The following is a 25172-nucleotide window of genomic DNA, read 5'->3' on the forward strand; positions in this document are numbered from 1 at the left end:
ATTTAAACTATAATAAAAAAAACAAATGAAACGAATCTTACTACTATCTGCCGCCACTATTATTTCGGCTGCACTATCGGCTCAAACAGTCGCTAATATGAACGACCTTAAGCCGGAAAAGAAAGCTATGGCAGTAAGCCTTAAGCTTACAGGCGAACTGTCTACCAAGGGCAATTCAGACTATAGACAAATGCGCGACCTGTGTTTTCAGACACGCACTATCGACCTAAGCGATGCTAACAGTACCGAACTGCCAAACAACGCGTTCCACTCACGCCATCAATTAGAGCATATCACACTACCTAAGATACTGAAGTCGATTGGCACCCAGGCTTTCTTTGCTTGCGACAAACTACATGACATCACTATACCGGCATCGGTAGAGAAAATAGGCGCCGCTGCCTTCTCGGGATGTAAAAGTCTTACAGAACTTACTATTGAGGGCCAGCCAGTAATAGGCGAATACGCCTTTGCACGACTCTCAGTCTTGAAGACAGTAAAACTCAACTCGAAAGTACCACCTAAGGCAGATGTGTCTTCATTCTATGGCATAGCTCCGGGCAGCGTAAGACTTATTGTTCCAAAAGGCAGCGAGAAGGCTTATATGAAGGCTACAGGATGGAGCCGTTTCTATGCAGAGCCAAAGATGGGCAACGAGGTGAGCGACCCGACACTATGCCTAACTCCTATGCCACAGGTGCTTAATGTACAAAAAAGCGCAAAGGCACTTAACGTGCATACAGCTTGGAATATCGTTGTTGCACACATGGACGGAAAAGGCACAATATTGAACAACGAGGTGGAACAGGCTCGCGAGATGCTAAGCAACCGCATAGGAAACATCGTAAACAGCCGCCAACGTGGTCTGCAACTTGTGCTCGACATCGACTCTTCGCTCGAAGATAACGAGGCTTACACACTTACAGTCGACGCAAAAGGTGTAAACATAAAGGGCAAGACACCGAGTGGTGTGTTCTGGGGATTGATGACTTTAGACCAAATACTGCGTGGTTCGGGCAATAAGGAATGTGTGGACGCTATTCCACAACTCACGATAAAGGATACTCCACGCACTCACGTTCGCGAACTTATGGTTGACCCAGCCCGTACCTTTATCCCATTCAACGAACTTAAGGCTTTCATACCTGAGATGGCCCGTTATAAGCTCAACGCCTTGCACCTGCACTTGGTTGACGACCAGGCTTGGCGTATAGAGATAAAGAAGTATCCACAGCTTACAGAACAGGCTTCTTATCGCTGGGGACAGGACGATATCCAAATGCCATATAAGGGATATTACACACAGGAGCAGATGCGCGAACTGGTGGCTTACGCCGCCAAGTATCACATCGATATTGTGCCTGAGATAGAGATGCCTGGACATGAGGTTGCCGCTATCAGCGTATTTCCCGAACTTACATGCCATCAGCGTCAGGTGCCTATACGCACCACATGTGGCGTATCCAACGAACTGCTATGTCCTGGCAACGAGTTTACATACGAATTTTTGGGTAATGTGTTCAAAGAACTTGCCGACATCTTCCCATCTAAGTATATCCACCTTGGTGGCGACGAGGCAGGCAATCCGGCTCTTGATTGCTGGACCGACTGTCCTAAATGCCAGGCTCTAAAGAAGAAGATAGGCATAACAACTACCGACCGTTCGGAGAACTGGAAGCTACAAGGCTACCTCTTCGACCGCATCATCGAACTCTTGCGCGACACTTATCACAAGACACCGATGTTTTGGTACGAAACAGACTTCAAAAAGATACAGCCAGGTTGTGTAACCTTTGCTTGGCGTCAAGGACTCACAAAAAAGGCTCTTGATGCAGCAGTAGAGAACAACGCACGCATTATGCTCTGCCCTGGAGAGCACTGCTACTTCGATTATCCTATGGCTAAGGGTGACATGCCGGAGGTAAACTGGGGTATGCCTGTAACATCGCTTAAGGCCACCTATTCGTTAGATCCTTCGTGGGGCAAGGGTGCCGACTTTGAGAAGAATAATCTCTTTGGTGTTGCCGGTACGCTTTGGAGCGAGTGCATTACCACTCCTGAACGTATATACTACCAAGCTTATCCACGTGCCATAGCACTTGCAGAGGCAGGTTGGACCAAGAACAAGCCATCGTACGACAACTTCCTTGTTCGCCTTAAGTCAACAGCCAAGGATATGATGCGTCGCGGCATAACATTCTCAATGGAATACTAAACAGTAGTAATTGCAATCGAGTAGGAGGAAAACGAAGCAGTTTTCTTCCTACTTTCGTTTTCCGACCTCTCACACCACCGTACGTGCGGTTCCGCATACGGCGGTTCCTATTTTGGATACCATTCGAGATACGCCTCCATTAAAGTAGCATACCCTGCGGAGCGTAGTTTATTGTTATCTATCGCCCTTTTTAGAACAGGGCTGTCAGCTATTCGCCAATAGCCCTTGCGAGTGTTACCCCATTCGTATGCTTGGTATTTATTGATACCGCATCTAATGAGGTTTGCCACTTTTGTCTTGACTTTCTTCCAAGCTTTCCATATACACATGCGTATTCTACGTCTTAACCATTCGTCTGTTACAAGCAAGAGACGCTTCATATTGGCAAAGTGATAATAGCCGACCCAACCTCGTATGTATTCTTTCAGCTTCTGCTTTCTCTTGGCATATCCCCATCCATTGCTGCGGTTTGTCAGTTCTTTCAACCTTGACTTCATCTTGGCTTTGGACTTTGGGTGCACCGTGAGTTGGCATTCGCCTTTCATCACATAAAAGGAGTAGCCGAGGTATTTCACTCCGCGCACATACGACACTACGGTCTTTTCCTTGTTGACTTTGAGATATAGAGTATTCTCTATAAATCGGGTTATAGACTCCTTCACTCGCATTGCAGCCCTTTTGGACTTGCAGAATATCATCGAGTCATCGGCATAGCGCACAAAGGGGAGTTCTCTGCGTTCAAGTTCCTTGTCCAATTCGTTGAGCATTATGTTACTCAACAATGGACTTAGCGGACCGCCTTGGGGAGTTCCTTCCTCGCTCGCTTCAAACAAACCTTTGTTCATTACACCACTTCGGAGATATTTGTGTATAAGACTGACCACTCTGCCGTCTTTTATCGTACGGCTGAGGATTTCTATGAGTTTGCTATGGCTCACCGTGTCGAAGAAGCGTTCAAGGTCAAGGTCGACTACATATATGTAGCCTTCGTTGACTATCCTTCGCGCTCCTCGTAGTGCGTCATGGCATCCTCTTCTCGGACGGAAGCCGTAGCTCGTCTTGGAGAATTGGTTCTCATAGATGGGAGTCAATACTTGGTTGATGGCTTGTTGCACCAGACGGTCTACTACTGTAGGTATTCCCAACAGGCGCATCTTGCCATTGTCCTTGGGTATTTCTACCCTTTTTACTGGGTTCGGACGGTAAGAACCGTCCATCAAGGAACGGGTGAGTTCATCCTTATTGGTCAGGAGCCATGGGAACAATTGCTCGCACGACATCTTGTCGATACCACCACAGCCCTTGTTTCTCATAACTGCTTTGTATGCTCGATTGAGATTTGTGGGACTAAGAATTTGCTCGAAAAGGTGTTCCTTGTCGAATGGTACTTCCACGATGTTGTCTTCACACATCCACATGAAGGTCTGCACTCCCCCATACCATTCGGTTTCCGACCTATTTCTTTGGGGGCAGCCATTAACTTGGGATAATGTTTTCTGCATTCTTTCCTTCATAAGGTATGTTTCAATTACTATCGTTTAATTGTTAGGTTCAGCCCTTCGTGCAACGTTATCGATTGTTGCACTACTATGACGTCTGCTGACTTCTCACGGCAAGCTTTACTCCACTTCTTTCGTAAAAACAACTATTTGAAGCGTCCGTGAGACCTCCTCGGATAAGGGCGTTGTCTTTCCATCTTATACCTACTTCATTTACACCGACCGTTCCGAATAGCTATTGGGCTTTGGTTTGAATAGCAACCTCACCCACGGTCACATGCCTTATATGAAGTTTCTGTCCGTTAGGTCAGATGTTTGTCTTGGGCTTCCTTCAGATTTCATCTCGCGATGAACACCCTTGCCTTTGACTATGCAATTCCCGCTATTAGGGCTTGCTCGGGACTTTCACCCGTTAGACAATGCTCATGCCGAGCGTACTACTATAAAAAATGAGGAGATGTTTAGACTACATCTCCTCATTTTTTATAATTTGACTTGCAACATAACAGTTATTTTCTCAATGTCCTCATTGCATTAAGAACAGCCAGCACCGTAACACCAACATCAGCAAACACTGCCATCCACATATTGCCGAGTCCTACGGTTGCAAGCAAGAGCACTGCCACCTTAACACCTATAGCGAACACCACATTCTCGCGGGCTATGTGTATTGTACGGCGTGCTATGTCTATGGCAGTGGATATCTTAGACGGCTTATCATCCATAAGCACCACATCGGCTGCCTCAATAGCAGCATCGCTACCAAGTGCTCCCATGGCTATACCCACATCGGCTCGCTTAAGTACCGGGGCATCATTAATACCATCGCCAACAAAAGCAAGGCTCTTTCCTTCGGCTTTTTCTCTTATCAATCGTTCCACATGAGCCACCTTGTCGGCAGGAAGGAGCTCGGCATGATATTCATCCAAGCCTAAACGCTCTGCCACATCCTTGCCTACGGCTTCACGGTCGCCAGTGAGCATAACCGTTTTCTCTACCCCAAGACGTTTCAGCGAGGTAATAGCCTCAGCACTGTCCTCTTTTATCTTGTCGTTGATGACAATATGTCCGGCATACTTGCCGTCGACAGCCACATGAATGATTGTGCCTGCCAAATGACAGTTGTGGGCTTCCAAACCTATATCCTCCATCATCTTTCCGTTGCCCACGCATACCGTGCGACCTGATACCTTGGCACGTATGCCACGACCGGTTATCTCTTCCACTTCTTCTATTTTGCAGCCATCGATTGCCTCCGAAGGGAAGGCATTGCGCAAGGCGGCTCCTATGGGATGAGTGGTGAAATGCTCCACATGGGCAGCAAGATGAAGCAGTTCATGTTCATCGAAATCGCTGGGATGCACTGCCTCTACAGCAAACTCGCCATGGGTAAGTGTGCCTGTCTTGTCGAACACTACTGTGCCAAGGTTGGCCAATGTGTCCATATATCCACTGCCCTTGATGAGTATTCCTCTGCGCGATGCCGCTCCGATGCCTCCGAAGAACGACAGCGGTACACTGATGACCAAGGCACAAGGACATGAGACTACGAGGAATATCAAAGCTCTATACAACCATGTGGAGAATGCTGTGGCATAGCCATCTGCCGAGAAGAATGGCGGAATGAAAGCCAATGCCAATGCCGCAAACACTACTATCGGGGTATAGACATGCGCAAAACGTGTGATGAACGACTCACTGCGCGACTTGTTCTCATTGGCACTCTCCACGAGTCGGATTATCTTGGATACTGTGCTCTCGCCGAATGTTTTTGTGGTCTTCACACGTATCACTCCCGTAAGATTGATGCAACCTGACACTACCTCGTCTTTTTCCTCTACATCGCGCGGACAGCTCTCACCTGTCAAGGCTATTGTGTTGAGCGATGTAGTGCCTTCAACAATTATTCCATCAAGAGGTATCTTCTCGCCTGGACACACTACGATAGTCTCGCCTACCCTTACATCCTCAGGTTTGACTGACTCTACCGTTCCGTCACGCTCCACGTTTGCCACATCAGGACGTATATCCATAAGATGAGAGATGCTCTCACGGCTTCTGCCCTCGGCATAACCCTCGAAAAGTTCGCCAACTTGGAAGAAAAGCATTACAAACACAGCCTCGGGAAACTGTGTCTCGGCTCCCGGCAAAAAGCCTATGCACAAGGCTCCGATTGTAGCTACCGACATAAGGAAGTCCTCGTTGAACATATCGCCCTTGGCTATTCCCTCCGAAGCCTCGCCAAGAGTGTCATGACCTATCAACAAATAAGGCACAAGATAAACAAGAAGCAACTGCCATGTGGCAAGACTCGTATTGTGCTCTACTATCACTGCTGCTATAAGCAAAAAAACTGTTGCTGCTATCAGCAACAGCTTTCCCCTCAATCCTCCATCGCCATGCTCATGATGGTGATGATGTTCGTGCTCATGATGATGGCCATGACTATGACCATGCTCATGAGTATGACAACATTTACATTTGCCCATAATCTTAATATTTTTGTAGTACATTATTAATTATGGTGCAAAGTTAAGGCTTATCTTCTGCAACTGGGTTGCAAACTATACAGCATCGTTTATAATACCTCAGCAGCTGCCTTCTGCGCAAACTCTACGGCGTCGCCCTGTGCCTCATACGGATAGACATTGTGCTTAAGCGTCCATGCCTCGTCCATAGCATAGAAGTCGATGTTCTTCATTGGCTTGCCATCGAAAGTATCGGCAAGAGCCTCGAAGTAAACCTTCCAACGTGGATAGTAGAAGTCGGCAAGCACACCATTCCATTCCTTATGGGCATACTCGCGCAGACCGCCTTTCTCGGCAGCGTCACGATTACCCCAAGTTGTTATCTGCACACGAGCGTTCCACTCATAATGGTTGCTCTCTTGGGTATTGGTTCCAAGATTGCGTGCGCTTCGAATCCAAGTACCCACCATAAAGTCGGGTATTGACGACAGAAGACGGTCTTGCTGTAATATTATATCAAGGAAACGTCGTGTGGTATAATCGAACATCTTGCGATCCTTTGCCCGATATGCAGCCACTATCTCGGCATATACGTAACGTGCTTTCTCGGCTATAGCCTGACGGGTAATGTCTACAAGGTCGTAGCGGAAGTTGGCATTTGCCTTTACCTCATGCGAAGCCTCAACCATAAGTTGTGCTGCACGTATAACATCATCTGGATTATAAAACTCTTCCATCTCCGACCACGACGACACCTGATATACATCCAATGCAGGTCGGGCACACAACACAGATTCATGACATCCCTGCTCTACTATCTTTGCTCCGGCACCATATACCGAACGTGCAAGCAGTAGCCAAGCATCATGCACCTTAGTGTTGTTGATGTTGCCGTAGCGTGCCTCCACATAATCATGAAGCCATTCCTTCCATGAAAACTTGTCATTGCGCCAAGGCAACTCACTCACCAATTCGTACATCACAGGATTATTCTCAATACCTTCCATTGTGAGTCCAACACCCTTCAGTGTAGAGGCAAACTTGCTCTGACGTGCCTTGTAGTACTCGTCTACCACATGCTGCAACTTGCCGTACAAGCCAACGTTGCCTCCGAAATTAAGCAACATACAGAAAGCCCAATCATGTCCGTTGAATCCTTCCTTGCGATACCATGTAGACTCAGGGTCGCCCCACTGCGGACGATTCTCCGAATATAAGTCAAGCACAAGCATATCACCATTCTGCAAATTCTTTATCATAGCAGGATAAGGGCATGCACCCCAAGCCTGTGCTACCCACACCGCCTTTGGATTGGCAGCCTTCATAGCAGACATAATAGCCTCGCCAGCCTTACCGAGGTCTACACCACGTGCGTTGCCACCCTCGTGGAAGGGATCCATACTATAATATTGTGCCTTGCCATAGAGTTTCTGCATCTCCTTATAATATATAGCGGCTATCTCGGCAAAACGTTTATCGGTAGGCAGAAGGAAGGCAGGACGCTTATAGTCGTTCCACTTGCCAGGGTCTGCCACGTTGAGACCAAGGCGCTGCTTGGCATCGTGCGGCACCATACCCGAGTAGCCAGGCAAACATGCGTTGATGCCAAGCTCCTTCATACGCTTCATTATCTGCTTCTGCAGACGCTCGCGCTGCAGGTACCAATTGTCCGAGTTTGGACCACCCCAACCCTCAAGATTGTTCATAAGCCACCATGCCTGGAACGCCGGACCAGCAATAAACTGATTAGCTTCTTCTTTCGTATAGCCCAACTTCAACAACACATTACGCCAAACGACATCAGTGCCCACAATATCAAGACAAAGGTTTATGCCGTGCAGAGCCATCCAGTCGAGTTCTTGTTCCCAACGCTTCCAATCCCAGAATGCCATTGAGTAAGACAGCGTACAATAGTTGAGGTAGTAGCGGTGCTTTATATCTGTTTCGTGTCGCTCCACTCCCTGCACCAATGGCAGCGTAGCTGGCAAAGTTGCGTGCATAGAGTTCCACGTAAGATGTACGCCCACGCTATACTTAAGATACCAGTTTATGCCCGAGGCAATGCTTACATAGTTGTTGCCACGAACGAGGGGCTTGCCCTCACGACTCGTAATCTCGAAGAAGTCTGCATCGCCACTAACCATCTCTGTCATAATCTTGCGAGACGCACCCTTGTCGATGCGCTCAAGCAAGCCCTCGATAGGTGTAGCAGCAAACAATTGCAATGCTATAAAAAGCATGAAAGCAATCAATAGATTTCGTTTTTGGGTCATTGTTATAATGGTTTTATTTAAATTAGTTCAAAAGTAATTGTATGGTGCAAAGTTACTTAAAACTAATGGTTATTCATACAATTACACTTTTTAGTTTCACTTTTTGCAACAAAAGCCTTACCTTTGCACTCCGAAAAAATAAGAGATAAAATAATATGGATTTCAATTTCATTGGGACAATCTGGTCTCTTCTTCCTCCCGTCGTAGCCATTGCACTGGCACTGAAGACCAAGGAGGTATACTCGTCGTTGTTCATCGGCATAGTGCTCGGTGCAGTACTTTACAGCATGTCGATGGGCACAGGATTTGAAGGTTTCTTGACACATCTGCTCAACGACACAGTAGGCACAGGATCTGACACCAAGCAGTACGGACTCATTTCATGCCTGTCCGATCCATGGAACGTTGGCATTATCGTGTTCCTTGTCGTACTGGGTTCTATAGTGTCGCTGATGAACAAGGCTGGAGGTTCGGCTGCATTCGGACGTTGGGCGTCAAAACACATCAAGACAAAGATAGGCGCACAGATTGCCACTATCATTCTCGGCATTCTCATATTCATTGACGACTATTTCAACTGTCTCACAGTAGGTTCTGTGATGCGTCCTATAACCGTACGCCACGGTGTGACAAAAGAAAAACTTGCCTATCTTATTGACTCTACAGCAGCACCGGTGTGCATCATATCGCCCATATCAAGTTGGGCGGCAGCAGTATCTGGATTTGTGTCTGGCGGAGAGAATGGATTGGCGTTGTTCTGCCAGGCAATACCGTTTAATTTCTACGCATTCTTCACTATTATATTCATGTTTATGATTGTAGTGTCGGGTTTCGACTTCAAAGCCATGAGCAAGTACGACGCACGCCTGCAGGAATGGTACGAGCGCACGGGCGGACAGGTAGACGAAGTGATTGACACCAAGCTACATATTGTAGAACACGGTGTGGGTGCCAAGCAGGATGAAAAGAAACCTGCAACGACAAACGGTTCGGTCGTAGACCTTGTAGTACCTATACTGATGCTCATAGTGTTCTGTATGGCAGGCATGGTTTACTCCGGAGGATATTTCGACACAACAAGCAATTGCTATCACAACTTCGTAGATGCCTTTGCAGCAAGCAACGCCTCAGTAGGATTGGTTATCGGTTCGCTTGCAGCATTGATTCTTACAATAACAATGTTTGTTGCACGTCGCACTTTGAAGTTCGACAATGCCATGAGCTGCCTCATCAAGGGTTTTGAAGCCATGGTGCCTGCCGTACTGATACTCACACTTGCATGGACACTGAAGAGCATGACCGACTCTCTTGGTGCAGCCGAATACGTATCGGGCGTAGTTGCAAGTAGTGCCTCAGGACTCCAGATGCTGCTACCGGCAATAATATTTATCGTGGCAGCATTGCTTGCCTTTGCAACCGGCACATCTTGGGGAACATTCGGTATACTCATACCAATATGCATAGCCGTATTCCCAGCTGCAGCACCGCTGCGCATCATATCCATATCAGCATGTATGGCAGGTGCAGTATGCGGCGACCATGTGTCTCCAATATCCGATACCACCATTATGGCATCGGCGGGCGCAGAATGCAAGCACGTACATCACGTGTCATCGCAATTGCCATACGCTCTGACTGTAGCCGCCGTGTCGTTCCTGACATTTGTCGTGGCAGGATTCACACAACAACTCGGTGTCGTAGCCAGTGCTGCTATCTCATGGATATTCGGCATAGCAATGATTTTCTCGGCATTATGGATATTGAAAAGGATTGGCTCAAGACAGCCTCATTAATACTGGGACACAAATATCTTGATAAGAATATTAAGTTCCGTCCGCAAGCCACGGAATGTGCGTTCACAAGTAATATAATGATACTTTATAGAGTTGATTCAGTTGACTATATAAATAATAGAGAAGCAAAAAAGTCTGCGTCAAAAGAACTGAACGCAGACTTTTTTTTAATTCCTTATTTTGCTTTTACTATGAATTTCTCCACCAGTGCACCCTTTGTATCATACATATCAAGATGTAGATTTTGTCCATCTGTCCATCCTGAAATGACGTGATCAAGAGAGTTGACAACAACTGGGAACTTCACTTCATCGTCAGGCTTATTGATAATGTGCCGATGCAAATGACCGCACAACATTACATCAACCTTAGCCTCGTTGAGTATTGGCACAAACTTGCGCAACACTTCATACTGACCATGCCACATATCTTTTACAGGACGAGGCGGTATATGACCAACCACAACATGCCACTTGGCACGACGATACTCTTCTGACTTAACTACTTGAGCCAGCCATTCGGCTTGTTCGTTACGATAATTGTCGTAATCAGTAATACCACTATATTCAAGGTCTGTATCAGGTTTATCCTCACCTGTATCCAGCATAATGAAACATACAGGTCCTTGTGAGAACATATAATACAGATGCGGTTCCTTTGGGGAAAAATACTTCTGACACATTGTAGCATATTCACCACGAGTTTCGTGATTGCCACGAACATAGTACAGAGGTTTCTCTTTTGCAAAGAGTTTAATGGATTCATCCATAAAACCTGTGAAAATCTGTTCCTCGCTAGTGAGATTAGAAAGCATATCACCATTGAATATTACCATGTCCTTTTGCTTGTAATTGGCAACATTCATCAGCTTTGTAATGTCACCAGCTCTGGCATGAATATCGTTAACAACGGCAAATGACGTTTCTGCCTTCTTAGTATCGTTAGTGCGGAACATTGGTGGCTGTCCATAAAACACGTCAATGGCGTCGGTACGACCATAGTTCACTATCCAACTCTTGTGTGAAAGCACTTCAGTAACATACACACGATAGCGATAGTTGGTGCCAGGCTTTAATCCCTTAACCTTGACAGAGTGAAGAGTCGAAGTATTCTTAACGCCATTTGTGGTGTCAAAATACTTAGGACGTTCTACGGCATAATAGTTAGTGCCGTCGTCAGGTGCCAGCTCTACCCATCCTATTGACGGTTTATTGGCAACCCATACGAATGTGGCTTCTGTCTCGCCTACATTCTGTAAGTATGGGCCATGGGTTATGTTTATACCATCGGCCAACGCCCCCATAACGGCCCATACAAACAACAAAATTGTCAAAGCAATTTTTCTCATCAATATAATCAATTAACAAATTATTAATTCTGTTCGTAACCTTCGGTCTGTGTAAGATTTGGATTGGTTGTGAGCTGTCCGTCAGGTATAGGCAGATAACGCATGTATGGCTTAAACACAAGTTTGTCAAGTGTGCGTTCTGACTCATTCTCCGCTGTAGGAGCCTTTATCACGGCACGACGGTCAGGATCAGGTTCATTATAATCTACAGTACCTACTGGATGATACCACTTGCCATTGAGCACAGTCTCTGCCAACATCTTGCCATCCTTATCATGCCAACGCAACAAGTCAGGACGACGCAGACCCTCACCAGCCAATTCAATGCAACGTTCGCGACGTATCAGTTCTCGGCGCTTGTCTTGAGTGTCGTACTTGCTGCGGTCTACCTTTATTTGTCCACCACGCTGACGCAACTCGTCAATATAGTCAAAGGCTTCGGCAATATTCTCATTCTTCTCTATATTTATCTCGGCAATGGTAAGCAGCACCTCGGCATAACGGAAAAGTATAGGACACAACTCGTCGTCGGTAAGCGATGCCGAATACTGTGATCTTGGAGTTGTATACTTTGCCCAAATCATACTGGTATGCGACGCATTGTTTTCCTTGTTCCAATAATCGTAATTGGTCTTGCCATCGATCTTCTTGTCGAGTCCGTTGAATATACGTGTCTGACCGTTAGATCCAACCCAATCCTGTCCAGAGTAGACAACTGTATTCTTCAGACGTGGGTCGCGATTGGCATATGGATGTGTTGGGTCGTAACCAGAACCTGGCTCATTAGGCATCAAGCCATTGTTCATCTCAAACATATCAACAAGATTCTGTGTAGGCACGAAAGAAGCCCAGCCACCATCGGCATTATTGAACAAACGAATGGTATTGTCAAATGCGTAAGTGGTAGTTACATGCTGCATCGAACAGATTATCTCCTTCGAGTCGCGTCCCTTTAGACTGAACAGCTCGAGGAAAGACATATCCTTCTCGATGTTGTACAAATTAAGAGCCTGAATATCACGGGCTGCCTTAAGTGCCAAGTCGAGATCGCCCCAATAAAGCGAGGCACGCATCTTTATGGCAAGAGCTGTGCCCTTGGCTATACGTCCACGCTTGGCAGGCTGCTTGTTCAATTCTGATGCAGCTTCGTCGAGTTCCTTGTATACAAACTGCTTAACCTTATCCTCACTGTCACGTGGCAGCTTTGCATCATCTGCAAGCTGAGGCAGGTCTGTGATAAGAGGTACACCGCCAAACCAGTAGTTCATCTGGAAATAACGGTAAGCACGTATTGTACGCACTTGTCCCATAAGATCTTTCTTGGCCTCGTCGCTCAAACCACTAACTTTGTCGATATTGGCAAAGAAGTTATTGCATCGGCGAATGGTTTTGTAGTCGTAATAAGCCACGGTCGACGAACGCGACATCGAGCCGTTGCCTACATATTTGTATTTGCTTGAGCCGGTATGGCTATAAGCAATATCCGACATACAATCGGCAAAGAACACTTCTGTAGAACCGGTTGCCGGACTATACCAGTTGGGATAGCAAGCCACAACAGCCTTTTCAGCATCGGTAGGTGTCTTCCAGAATGTAGAGGGCGAAAGCTCGTCCTTTGGATATGTGTCAAAAAAGTCAGAGCATGATGTCATTAAGCCTCCGGCAAGCATCAATGCTATAATTGAATATTTTAGTTTCATAGCGTCAGTTTTTTAGAAAGTTAGGTTTATACCGAATGAATGTGTGCCCACCTGCGGATAGTGTGATCCACGTCCTGAAGGCGATTCTGGGTCGATGTTTATAGGCAGATTGTCTACCTTGAAGAGGTTTTCGCCCGAATAGAATACACGCATATTACTTATACCGAGGTGCGATAGCCATTGCTTAGGCAATGTGTATCCCACCTGAATGTTCTTAAAGCGCAGATAGTTGGTGCGCTTTACCCAGTAAGAAGATACCGTGTTAGGATAGCTGGCTGTCTTGCTGGTTTCGGCTATACGTGGGAACTTGCCATTAGGATTGGTCTTCTCGTCGAAGGCGTCAAACCATGCTGTACATGGGTGCTTTGAGTCGCCACTAAAGTCGCCATATACTTCTTCGTTAAAGTAGCGGTATACACCAAGCGCTCCCTGCAATAGTACAGACGCGTCAATATTCTTCCACGATGCAGCAAGATTAAGACCATAGGTAAACTTTGGCTGCGATGTACCAATTGTGGTGCGGTCCTTTACTGTCAGCTTGCCGTCGCCGTCAACATCCTTGTAGCGCAAGTCACCAGCCTTGAACTTCTTCGAACTTCCAAATGGATTGCCATACTGCTCGGTAAAGGCATCTGCCTCCTCCTGTGTGCGGAACATTCCATCGCATACATATCCGTAGAACGACTGATATGGCTCGCCTACACGATTGATGAGATACGAGCTAATCTGCTCTGTCACACCACCAAGGTCGAGCACTTCGTTCTTGTTATAGGCAAAATTGCCGGTAGTGTTGAATGTCCAATCGCCCCAACGCTTATGGAAAGCAAGCGACATCTCGATACCGCTATTGCGCATGGCACCCACATTGTACTTATATGCACTCAAACCAAACGAGCCAGGAACCGGTACCGACATTATGATACCTGTTGTCTTGCGGTTGTAGTAATCGATGGTGAAGTCGATGCAATCGAGCAACGACAAGTCAAGACCTATGCCCCATGTTGTAGATTTCTCCCAAGAGATGGTTGACAGTTTCTGCGCTGTCTGAGCTACACCCGATGCCATATTGCCACCAAAAGGATAGTCAACACCTACGCTGTAGGTTACAAGCCATGGATAAAAGTCGGTCAAGGCATCCTGGTTGCCAAGCTGTCCCCACGATGCACGCAACTTAAGATTCTGCAACCACGAGCGTGTAGGTTCCATGAAACTTTCTTCGCTGACGCGCCATCCTGCCGAGAACGAAGGATAGTAGCCCCAACGGTTGCTTGGGGCAAAGCGTGACGAGGCATCGGCACGGAAGTTTGCCTCAAACAGATAACGTCCGGCATAATCGTAGTTTATACGTCCAAAGTAAGACATCATTGCCAATTCGCGTGTATATCCGCTATTGGTTTGGGTAGACTCCTTACCGGCGTTCATGTCGGTAATGTCGTTGGTTGGGAAATCGTTGCGGTAGGCTTGCAACTCGTCATAGTTGTATTTCTCGAGGTGGTAGCCTGCAAGACCTTTCAAGTTGTGCTTGCCAAAGTTCTTGTTGTAATTGAGAAGAAGGTCGAGCGACGGACGGTTCCATGCATAACGGCGTGAGCTGAGCGATGCCGGTCCGTGATACTTGCTCGAGTTGTATTGTATGTCCTTCATAAAGTCGTCGGTAGCCTCCCATTGCGATGTGAATGCGCCCTTGGCTGTAAACTTAAGTTCCTTAAGTATCTGATAGTCGATAGCCAATATACCTGTAAAATTCTGGCGGCGACGCTTTATTGTTTGGTCAAGGTCAAGCCATGCTATCGGGTTGCCATCACCAAGAGTACCATATGTACCATCTTCGTTCTTGTAAGGCACCCATGGTGCAAATAGGTTAACCTGACGTATAATCTGGTCGGAACCACCACCTACATACGAGTTGGTTGGATCTTCGTATTTATTATTTATATACGATAAACTTGTATGCACAGCAAACTTATCTGACAACTTTACGTCAACATTAGAGCGCAAGTTGAACTGTTCGCGATTGCTGTGAACCATAATGCCATTCTGGTTTAGATAGCCAGCCGACACCATATAGCTTGCGTTGTCGTTGCCACCATTCACGCTTGCGCTATGCTGATGCATAAAGCCATTGCCCTGATAGGCAAGGTCCTGCCAGTCGGTATCTGGATGTCCGTAAGGATCGCTGCCGTCACGGAACTTCTGTATATCCTCTGGTGTAAATCTTATTGGCTTGTCGCTTGCCTGCAAAGCCTTATTGAGATAATCGGCAGCATCAGCAGAATGCATACGCTCTACATGTCCGGTTGCTACTTGCCAGCCGAATGTACCGTTATAGCTGATTGTTGGTTTGCCCGACTTACCACGCTTAGTTGTGATAAGAATTACGCCGTTGGCTGCCTTAGAACCATAAATGGCTGCCGAAGCGGCATCTTTCAATACAGAAATCGACTCGATATCATTAGGGTCGATATTGTTCATGGTTCCACTCTCAATACCGTCAATAAGAATATATGGTGAAGAATTGTTGAGTGTTCCTACGCCACGCACGGTCATTGAGGCATTGTCCTCACCTGGTCTACCCTGACTGTTGGTTACCTGCAAACCTGGTACAAGTCCCTGTATACCAGCCTTAACCGATGTTATAGGACGTGCTGCCAACTCCTTGCTCGATACAGAAGAAACCGAACCAGTAAGGTTTTCCTTCTTCATTGTACCGTAACCCACAACCACGAGTTCTTCGAGGTTCTGTGCGTTTTCCTTCATTGTTATTTTGTTCGTAGCACCACTACGTGCCTTAATCTGCAGCGACGAGAATCCTATATACGAAATATCAAGTGTTGGTGTCTCCTTGCTGCTGTTAAGGTTGAAATATCCGTCCACATCAGTAACTGTTCCATTCTTTGTACCTTCTTCCATTACTGATGCACCAATGATAGGGTCGCCATTTGCATCGAGCACACGTCCCGACACTTTATACTTGCCTTTGCCTTGCTGAACAGCTTGTGCTCCCTGATTGTCGGCCTTCACAATAATGATGTGACGGTCTACAATCTTGTAGGTAAGGTTGCCGTTGTCCTTAAGAATTTGTGCCATAAGCTGTCCGAGCGACTCGCTCTTCGACTTAAGGCTTACTGTTTTGTTTAGGTTGATGGTGTTCTGCGAAAAGTCCACCGACATCTGCGTCTGCTTCTCAATAGCCTTGATAATTGTCGAAACCGAGGCCTTGGTTTGCGGCAGATGAATCACCTGGTTTTGTCCGAACGCTGCCACCGACATCGACAAACATAGCGCGAGTGTTGCGGCAGTCTTTTTGTTCATTAAGGTTTTCATTGTTGTTTTAGGTTTATTAATAATATAGGTTTTATGTATTGTTGTTTTTTATTCAATATAGTTTGATAATATTATGTTTCCTCTCGTATTGTATATTGCCAGAGGTCATCGACAATACTTTAAGTACACGATCTATGGGCTCGCCCTTGCGGAAATTCATTGTATATCGACAATTTAGGTCAATATTTTTCGACACATCGAAGCGTACATTGTAGTGACGCTCTATTGTCTTAAGTATCTGTCCAAGGGTCTGTGCCGTAAAGGTAATGTTACCATTAACCCAGGAGCCAACTATCACAGCGTCTACACGATGCTTGCGCATACTTCCGTTGCTGCGGCAGTATACTAACTGCTCATTCGGGCGCAACAAAACAGACTGACGTTTGTCAAAGGCTTCAACTAAACCTTCCTCAAGCGTTACATATATACTGTCTTCTTCGTTGTACGAGTTTACACTGAAGTGTGTACCCAACACCTTGACCTTAAGATTGCCCATGTTTACCACAAATGGATGCAATGGGTCTTTGGCTACAGCAAAGTGGCAGTTGCCGTTGACGTATACGTTGCGGTTGTAGTTGTGCTTGTTGAAGCGTGCGGGGTATATCACGGATGTACCGGCATTAACAATAAGCTTGGTATTGTCCGACAGCACTACACTGTCTATCTTGCCATCAGGCACATACAGTTCCACAAGAGCGTTGTCGTCGGCATAGTATTGTGCCGAATAGTTCCAGGCGGCAAGAGCTGTGAGCAATGGCGTTACAATGATTGCCGCATATTTAAGTATGGAGCCGAACAACTTCTTACGGCGGTTGGAACTTATATGCAAACAACGATTGCGGCGGAAGGTTTCAAGAGCTTCTGCTATCTGGCGCTCATCGATGTTGGGCTGCGGTGCACCCCACAATGCGCGCAAGTTGTCGTCTTTATTATCTTTCTGCATAAATGTTTTTGTTCGATTCTTGTAATAAAGAGTAAGAAAGTGGGAGACACACGTAATGCGAAAAGGTTAAGTAATGTTAAAGAAAATAGATATCGTATACGAATAAGATAAATACTAACATAACACTTGAATGCTAAAAAGCCAAGTATATGGTAAGTAAACTATAATGCCATAATGCTCAACAGTCCTATAATTGGCAATAGTTTTTTTAACTGTGCCAAAGCAAGGGAGATATGTGTCTCTACAGTACGTTTGCTAATACCAAGACGTTGCGCTATCTCAGAATTGTTTAGTCCATCCACACGACTCATTACAAACACACGGCGGCGCTGCTCGGGCATAGAGCCAATCTCGTTCATTATAAAACTATAAAGTTCTTCATAACACAACTTCATTTCACCGGAAATATAATTGCTCTGAACGTTACATGCCGACTTTTCATCGCTGCACACAAGCGACTGCTTAACATAATGTATAGCTGAATTGCGTGCAGATATAAACAAATAGTTATCAAGATTTTCAATTTTTATAAAGCGCTCACGCTTTATCCATAATTCCATAAAAAGCTCCTGAACTATGTTCTCTGCCTCACTCTTGTCATGGCAAAAACACATGACAAACCGCAATACCTTGGGATAATAATCCACAAACAATGCGTCAAAAGCCTTCTCATTGCCTTCGGCAAGGGCTGACATAAAAAAAGAATTGTTTGTAAACTTATCCATAACTATATTACTTCAATAAATATAAACGGCTGCAAAGATAAACATTTTTTTAAACATGCCAAAGAACGCATGCTATATATATAATATAAGGTACGTATATAATAATGTGTAATGCGTGTAAAAGGAAGAATAAGGACATAAAAAAAGGTCTCCAAAGTCGTTAGACCTTGAAGACCTCAAGTAAAGAAGGCAGCCACCTACTCTCCCGCATTGCATTGCAGTACCATCGGCGCAAGCGGGCTTAACTTCTCTGTTCGGAATGGGAAGAGGTGGGACACCGCCGCAATAACCGCCTAAAGTTCGTTCGCTACGCTAACTCACAATTTTGAATTTTGAGTCTTGAATTTTGAATTCGTTGCGTGCGTATAAGATAGACACGTTGATTAAGCAAAACCTATGTTAAAGTTGTACAACAACTGAAAGCACGACTACTTATGAAGAAAGTCTCGGGCAATTAGTACTGCTCGGCTTTGACATCGCTGTCTTTACACCTGCAGCCTATCTACGTCGTCGTCTACAACGACCCTCAATGGAGTTCTCATCTTGCGGATGGCTTCGCACTTAGATGCTTTCAGCGCTTATCCTAACCAGACTCGGATACCCAGCGGTGCGCCTGGCGGCACAACTGGCAAACCGGAGGTCTGTCCATCACGGTCCTCTCGTACTAGTGACGGCACCACTCAAAACTCCTGCGCCCACGATAGATAGAGACCGAACTGTCTCACGACGTTCTGAACCCAGCTCGCGTGCCACTTTAATGGGCGAACAGCCCAACCCTTGGGACCTTCTCCAGCCCCAGGATGTGACGAGCCGACATCGAGGTGCCAAACCACCCCGTCGATATGAGCTCTTGGGGGGGATCAGCCTGTTATCCCCGGAGTACCTTTTATCCTTTGAGCGACGGAGTTTCCATACACATCCGCCGGATCACTATGCCCCAGTTTCCTGCCTGCTCGGCATGTCTGCCTCCCAGTCAAGCGCCCTTATGCCATTGCACTCTATTAGGCCGGTTACCAATCGGCCCGAGGGCACCTTTGGAAGCCTCCGTTACGCTTTTGGAGGCGACCACCCCAGTCAAACTACCCACCAAACAGTGTCCTCGCATTAGCGAGTTAGACCTCAGACAGCCAAAGGGCCGTATTTCAAGGATGGCTCAACCACGCCTGGCGACGCAGCTTCGAAGCCTCCGGCCTATCCTACACATCGGATGACCAAGGTCAATGCTAAGCTGTAGTAAAGGTTCACGGGGTCTTTTCGTCCCATCGCGGGTAATCGGCATCTTCACCGATACTACAATTTCACTGAGCTCATGGTTGAGACAGCGTCCGGATCATTACACCATTCGTGCAGGTCGGAACTTACCCGACAAGGAATTTCGCTACCTTAGGACCGTTATAGTTACGGCCGCCGTTTACCGGGGCTTCAATTCAATGCTTCCTATTGCTAGTGACATCTCCTCTTAACCTTCCGGCACCGGGCAGGTGTCAGGCTGTATACCTCATCTTTCGAGTTTGCACAGCCCTGTGTTTTTGTTAAACAGTTGCCTGGACCTATTCTCTGCGCCTCGCTATTCACGAGGACCCCTTATCCCGAAGTTACGGGGTCAGTTTGCCTAGTTCCTTAACCATGAATCTCTCAACGCCTTAGTATGTTCTACCCGACTACGTGTGTCCGTTTACGGTACGGGTACCCTTAAGATTGCTTAGCGGATTTTCTCGGGAGTATGCTTACCCTCGCTGTCAAGTTCTTCCGAAGAAGACCCTGTACTTTCAAGTTCGGCTCTGACTGCGGATTTGCCTGCAGTCATCAACACCTACACTCTTTAACGAGCCATTCCGTCGGCTCGCGGAAGTTTCACTGCTCCGTCTCCGCATCGCTCCTAAAGGTAGTCACGGAATATTAACCGTGTCTGCCATCGCCCTCGCCGTTCGGCTGAGACTTAGGACCCGACTAACCCCGGGGTGATTGACATTGCCCGGGAAACCTTAGTCTTGCGGCGGGAGGGAATCTTACCCTCCTTATCGTTACTTATACCTACATTTGCTTTTCCATATCCTCCAGGATAGGTTACCCGCACCATTCGACGGATATGGAATGCTCCCCTACCGATACTTTTTATTATGCTATCCCGCGCCTTCGGTATCTGCCTTATACCCGATTATTATCCATGCAGGGACTCTCGACCAGTGAGCTGTTACGCACTCTTTGAATGAATGGCTGCTTCCAAGCCAACATCCTGGCTGTCACTGAGACCCCACTTCGTTAGACTAACTTAGACAGAATTCCGGGACCTTAGACGGCGGTCTGGATTCTTCTCCTCTCGGGGACGGACCTTAGCACCCGCCCCCTTACTGCCGGACTGCGAACCGTGAGCATTCGGAGTTCGTCAGGACTCGATAGGCGGTGAAGCCCTCTTGTCCTATCGGTCGCTCTACCTCTCACGGTGACCATCCGACGCGGCACCTAAATGCCTTTCGGGGAGTACGAGCTATCTCCAAGTTTGATTGGCCTTTCACTCCTACACTCATCTCATCCAGAAGCTTTTCAACGCTTATTGGTTCGGTCCTCCATCCCGTGTTACCGGGACTTCAACCTGGACAAGTGTAGATCACTTGGTTTCGCGTCTACCCCCTCTGACTAAACGGCCTCTTCAGCCTCGCTTTCACTGCGGTTGCGCTCCTCGTGGAGCTTAACCTCGCCAGAGATGGTAACTCGTAGGTTCATTATGCAAAAGGCACGCCGTCACTGCCATAAGCAGCTCCGACCGCTTGTAGGCGCAAGGTTTCAGGATCTCTTTCACTCCCCTGCTCGGGGTTCTTTTCACCTTTCCTTCACAGTACTGGTTCGCTATCGGTCTCACGGGAGTATTTAGCCTTACCGGATGGTCCCGGCGGATTCGCGCAGAATTCCTCGTGTTCCGCGTTACTCAGGATACCACTAGGCTTCAACTTGCTTCGAGTACCGGACTGTCACCGTCTATGGTCGTTCTTTCCAGAACGTTCCTCTCACAAGCATCGTGCCACAGCGTGGTCCTACAACCCCATGGTTGCGTTGCCACAATCATGGTTTGGGCTCTTCCCCGTTCGCTCGCCACTACTAGGGGAATCATTAATTTATTTTCTCTTCCTGCAGGTACTAAGATGTTTCAGTTCCCTGCGTTAGCTCTATCTTAAGATAGTGACTGTCCTTCAGACAGACGGGTTGTCCCATTCGGAAATCCTCGGATCAAAGATTATTTGCACCTACCCGAGGCTTATCGCAGCTTATCACGTCCTTCATCGCCTCCGTGAGCCAAGGCATCCACCTTGCGCCCTTTTCTACTTTCTTCGAATCTTCATTCTGATTGCTCAGAACGAAAACCGTAGCTCATACTTTCAGCTGTTGTTATTTTTTTAACTTACAGTTTTGCTTGTATCAATATGTCAAAGATCGTTGTAAAGTGAAGAGTGAAGAACGAAGAGTGAAGAATCCATGTGATTTTCCACTTCCATTTTCCCTTTTCGCTTACTGTGTGAGAAACCAGGACTTGAACCTTTTTGTACTCCGACAATTATTAATTATAATTGTATAGTTATTTCCCTATTTAGTAAGACAGTGCGCCAAGAAGCGTGGGAGAAGTCAACCAAACCATTTGAATGACCATCTCTTGTTTGTTGTCCTGTGATTAGTAAAGCAATCGGATTTTTCACTTTTCACTTTTACCTTTTCACTTTCACGACTTGCTCGTACTCCAGAAAGGAGGTGTTCCAGCCGCACCTTCCGGTACGGCTACCTTGTTACGACTTAGCCCCAATCACCGGTTTCACCCTAGGCCGATCCTTGCGGTTACGGACTTCAGGCGCCCCCGGCTTTCATGGCTTGACGGGCGGTGTGTACAAGGCCCGGGAACGTATTCACCGCGCCATGGCTGATGCGCGATTACTAGCGAATCCAGCTTCGTGGGGTCGGGTTGCAGACCCCAGTCCGAACTGAGACATGTTTTAGGGATTAGACCGTATTTGCATACGGCCAGCTTTCTGTACATGCCATTGTAACACGTGTGTAGCCCCGGACGTAAGGGCCGTGCTGATTTGACGTCATCCCCACCTTCCTCACTCCTTGCGGAGGCAGTCCTCACAGAGTGCCCGGCTTTAACCGATGGCAACTGAGAGCAAGGGTTGCGCTCGTTATGGCACTTAAGCCGACACCTCACGGCACGAGCTGACGACAACCATGCAGCACCTCCACAGGCGCCCCGAAGGGCCTCATCATCTCTGAATCGTTCGCCTGCAGTTCAAGCCCGGGTAAGGTTCCTCGCGTATCATCGAATTAAACCACATGTTCCTCCGCTTGTGCGGGCCCCCGTCAATTCCTTTGAGTTTCACCGTTGCCGGCGTACTCCCCAGGTGGGATGCTTAACGCTTTCGCTTGGCCGCTTACGTCAGACGCAAACAGCGAGCATCCATCGTTTACCGCGTGGACTACCAGGGTATCTAATCCTGTTCGATACCCACGCTTTCGAGCTTCAGCGTCAGTTACGCTACAGCAGGCTGCCTTCGCAATCGGAGTTCTTCGTCATATCTAAGCATTTCACCGCTACACGACGAATTCCGCCTACTTCCCGCGCACTCAAGTCTGCCAGTTCGCGCTGCAATGCCCAGGTTGAGCCCCGACATTTCACAACACGCTTAACAAACGGCCTACGCTCCCTTTAAACCCAATAAATCCGGATAACGCCCGGACCTTCCGTATTACCGCGGCTGCTGGCACGGAATTAGCCGGTCCTTATTCATACGGTACCTGCAATAAGCCACACGTGGCTCACTTTATCCCCGTATAAAAGCAGTTTACAACCCATAGGGCCGTCTTCCTGCACGCTACTTGGCTGGTTCAGACTTCCGTCCATTGACCAATATTCCTCACTGCTGCCTCCCGTAGGAGTTTGGACCGTGTCTCAGTTCCAATGTGGGGGACCTTCCTCTCAGAACCCCTACTGATCGTCGCCTTGGTGGGCCGTTACCCCGCCAACAAGCTAATCAGACGCATCCCCATCCTTCTCCTTCACATTTCGTTCTCGTTAGATGCCTGCTGAGAACTGCATATCGTGTTAGGCCGCCTTTCGACGGGTTATCCGATGGACAAGGGCAGGTTGGATACGCGTTACTCACCCGTGCGCCGGTCGCCATCAACAATAGCAAGCTATCGTCATGCTGCCCCTCGACTTGCATGTGTTAAGCCTGTAGCTAGCGTTCATCCTGAGCCAGGATCAAACTCTACATTGTAAAATATCTTTTACCAACTCTTGCCGAAGCAAGCGTTGCTTGTTTGTATCTGTTTCAGAACGAGCTTCCAAATTAGAGTCTAAAGTCAAACAAACTTGACGGTTCGTTTTTCTTCTACCCAAGAATGAGTGTTTCATCATTCTCGCTTCTTGTACTACTTTATCTGTCTTATATAAATCTTTTCAAAGAACTCTTTTTCTTTATCCGCCTACGGAAATACAACTAATTCTCGTTTTGCTTGAGGTATTGTTGTTTCTCGTAAGCGGATGCAAAGGTACGACTTTTTCTTGAACCGCCAAAACTTTCACGAGAAAACTTTGCATTTTTATTACATTTCCGTTAATAATTGATTTGAGTCAACACAAGTAGTGTGTGCGATAACAGTTACACATTATATAATATATAAGAGGCAGACAAAATATAAAACAGACAGGCAATGTAATACTATTGTAACACTCTTGACACAGCGTGACAAAAGGAAAGCATTAATTTTGCAGCGCAAAACAATAACAAAACAAAGAAACTATGATAAGAATGAGAACTGCACTCGCAGCATCTGCCCTGTTGTGTCTCTGCTGCACAACCGCAAAAGCGCAGCAAGCAACCGACACCAACGAGGACAACTTCAAGCCAACACCAGTAAACATCCACGGAACAATACGTTCAAAGTACGAATATCAGACCGAAGAGGGTGAAGGTCGTTTCGAGGTACGCAATGCCCGCATCAGCGTTGACGGTCGGCTTTCGCCCATTGTCTTCTACAAGGCAGAAATAGACCTGTGCGACGAGGGCAAGATAAAGATGCTTGACGCATATACCCGACTGAAACCAGTAAACGGGCTTCAGTTCACTATCGGTCAGATGCGTGTGCCGTTCACCATCGATGCTCACCGCTCGCCCCACCAGCAATACTTTGCCAACCGTTCGTTCATAGCCAAGCAAGTAGGCAATGTGCGCGATGTTGGTGCCGCGCTTGGATACACAGCCAATGTAGGATTCCCCATCATTCTTGAGGCAGGATTGTTCAATGGATCAGGCCTTACCAACCAGAAAGACTACTGGACAAAGAGTGTGAACTTCTCTGCCAAGGCACAGTTTCTCTTTCCACACGGTTTCAACATTACGCTTAGTATGCAAAAGATAAAGCCCGACAACGTAGACGTTATGATGTACGATGGCGGAATGTACTGGCACCATAAGGGTCTGCACCTCGAAGCCGAGTACCTGTACAAGCACTATGCACACGATGCCTTCAAGGCTGTACACGCCGTGGATGCCTTTGCAAGCTACGACATACCTACAAGCAAGAAGAGCGCAATACGCTATGTCACCCCTCTAATACGCTATGATTTCATGAGCGACCATAGTGATGGTACACGCTATCTCGACGGCAAAGCCAACGAAGCCGGTAAGCTGATGATAAACGATTACCAGCGTTCGCGCCTTACTGGTGGTGTAACACTTAGTCTGCGCAAGCCATTCGTCAGCGACATACGCCTTAACTACGAGAAATACTTCTATCGCAAGTCGGGCATAGCCAAGACATCCGAGAAGGACAAGATTGTTGTAGAGTTTATGACAAGATTCTAAAAAAAAATATCTATTAACCTTAGGAGCTTATCA

11 protein-coding genes and 3 rRNA genes are annotated in these 25172 nt (G+C 47.0%); 3 read left to right on the plus strand and 11 right to left on the minus strand.

All coding sequences use genetic code 11. From position 1 onward, the window contains the following. Nucleotides 1–25: 25 nt before the first annotated feature. Entirely contained in the window at nucleotides 26–2215 is a 2190-nt protein-coding gene (locus tag C9991_RS01215; RefSeq protein WP_106810823.1) for a family 20 glycosylhydrolase, read from the plus strand. A gap of 107 nt (nucleotides 2216–2322) precedes the next feature. Here the strand turns inward: C9991_RS01215 and ltrA are convergent, their stop codons facing one another. From ltrA to C9991_RS01230, 3 genes are all read right to left on the minus strand, one after another. After that, nucleotides 2323–3729 carry a group II intron reverse transcriptase/maturase gene (gene ltrA / locus C9991_RS01220; protein ID WP_106810824.1) on the minus strand — a complete coding sequence of 469 codons (1407 nt, stop codon included), beginning with the start codon at nucleotides 3727–3729 and terminating at the stop codon, nucleotides 2323–2325. Between the two features lie 494 nt (nucleotides 3730–4223). Further along, nucleotides 4224–6101 (minus strand): heavy metal translocating P-type ATPase, encoded by a 1878-nt coding sequence (locus C9991_RS01225; RefSeq protein WP_106811712.1) that lies wholly within the window; start codon nucleotides 6099–6101, stop codon nucleotides 4224–4226. A gap of 191 nt (nucleotides 6102–6292) precedes the next feature. Beyond that, nucleotides 6293–8455 (minus strand): alpha-N-acetylglucosaminidase, encoded by a 2163-nt coding sequence (locus tag C9991_RS01230; RefSeq protein ID WP_232823217.1) that lies wholly within the window; start codon nucleotides 8453–8455, stop codon nucleotides 6293–6295. Nucleotides 8456–8610: 155 nt separating this feature from the next. Between C9991_RS01230 and C9991_RS01235 the strand changes: the two genes are divergently transcribed. Continuing rightward, a complete protein-coding gene (locus tag C9991_RS01235) occupies nucleotides 8611–10248 on the plus strand; it encodes a Na+/H+ antiporter NhaC family protein (protein WP_106810825.1) in 1638 nt (545 codons plus the stop codon). 175 nt (nucleotides 10249–10423) lie between these two features. Here C9991_RS01235 and C9991_RS01240 read toward each other — a convergent pair whose 3' ends face one another. The 8 genes from C9991_RS01240 to C9991_RS01275 form a co-directional block, all read right to left on the minus strand. Next, nucleotides 10424–11596, minus strand: a complete 1173-nt coding sequence (locus tag C9991_RS01240; RefSeq protein WP_106810826.1) for a purple acid phosphatase family protein — start codon at nucleotides 11594–11596, stop codon at nucleotides 10424–10426. A 23-nt stretch (nucleotides 11597–11619) separates the two neighbouring features. Beyond that, nucleotides 11620–13296 carry a RagB/SusD family nutrient uptake outer membrane protein gene (locus C9991_RS01245; protein WP_106810827.1) on the minus strand — a complete coding sequence of 559 codons (1677 nt, stop codon included), beginning with the start codon at nucleotides 13294–13296 and terminating at the stop codon, nucleotides 11620–11622. A 12-nt stretch (nucleotides 13297–13308) separates the two neighbouring features. Further along, nucleotides 13309–16620: a TonB-dependent receptor gene (locus C9991_RS01250; RefSeq protein ID WP_232823218.1), complete on the minus strand. Its 3312-nt coding sequence runs from the start codon at nucleotides 16618–16620 to the stop codon at nucleotides 13309–13311. A gap of 52 nt (nucleotides 16621–16672) precedes the next feature. Then, complete coding sequence (locus C9991_RS01255; protein WP_106810829.1) at nucleotides 16673–17563, minus strand: FecR family protein; 891 nt, start codon at nucleotides 17561–17563, stop codon at nucleotides 16673–16675. A gap of 161 nt (nucleotides 17564–17724) precedes the next feature. Further along, on the minus strand, nucleotides 17725–18288 hold the full coding sequence (locus tag C9991_RS01260; protein WP_106810830.1) for an RNA polymerase sigma-70 factor: 564 nt from the start codon (nucleotides 18286–18288) through the stop codon (nucleotides 17725–17727). A 184-nt stretch (nucleotides 18289–18472) separates the two neighbouring features. Then, nucleotides 18473–18585, minus strand: a 5S ribosomal RNA gene (gene rrf, locus C9991_RS01265). Between the two features lie 138 nt (nucleotides 18586–18723). Beyond that, nucleotides 18724–21615, minus strand: a 23S ribosomal RNA gene (locus C9991_RS01270). 407 nt (nucleotides 21616–22022) lie between these two features. Next, a 16S ribosomal RNA gene (locus C9991_RS01275) occupies nucleotides 22023–23549 on the minus strand. Together the 16S, 23S and 5S rRNA genes form the textbook arrangement of a ribosomal RNA operon. Before the next feature lie 534 nt (nucleotides 23550–24083). On the opposite strand from C9991_RS01275, the gene C9991_RS01280 reads away from it, so the two are divergent. Continuing rightward, nucleotides 24084–25139 carry a porin gene (locus C9991_RS01280; RefSeq protein WP_106811714.1) on the plus strand — a complete coding sequence of 352 codons (1056 nt, stop codon included), beginning with the start codon at nucleotides 24084–24086 and terminating at the stop codon, nucleotides 25137–25139. Nucleotides 25140–25172: the final 33 nt, after the last annotated feature.

It is taken from the genome of Prevotella merdae (assembly GCF_900290275.1).
GTDB classification, from domain to species: domain Bacteria; phylum Bacteroidota; class Bacteroidia; order Bacteroidales; family Bacteroidaceae; genus Prevotella; species Prevotella merdae.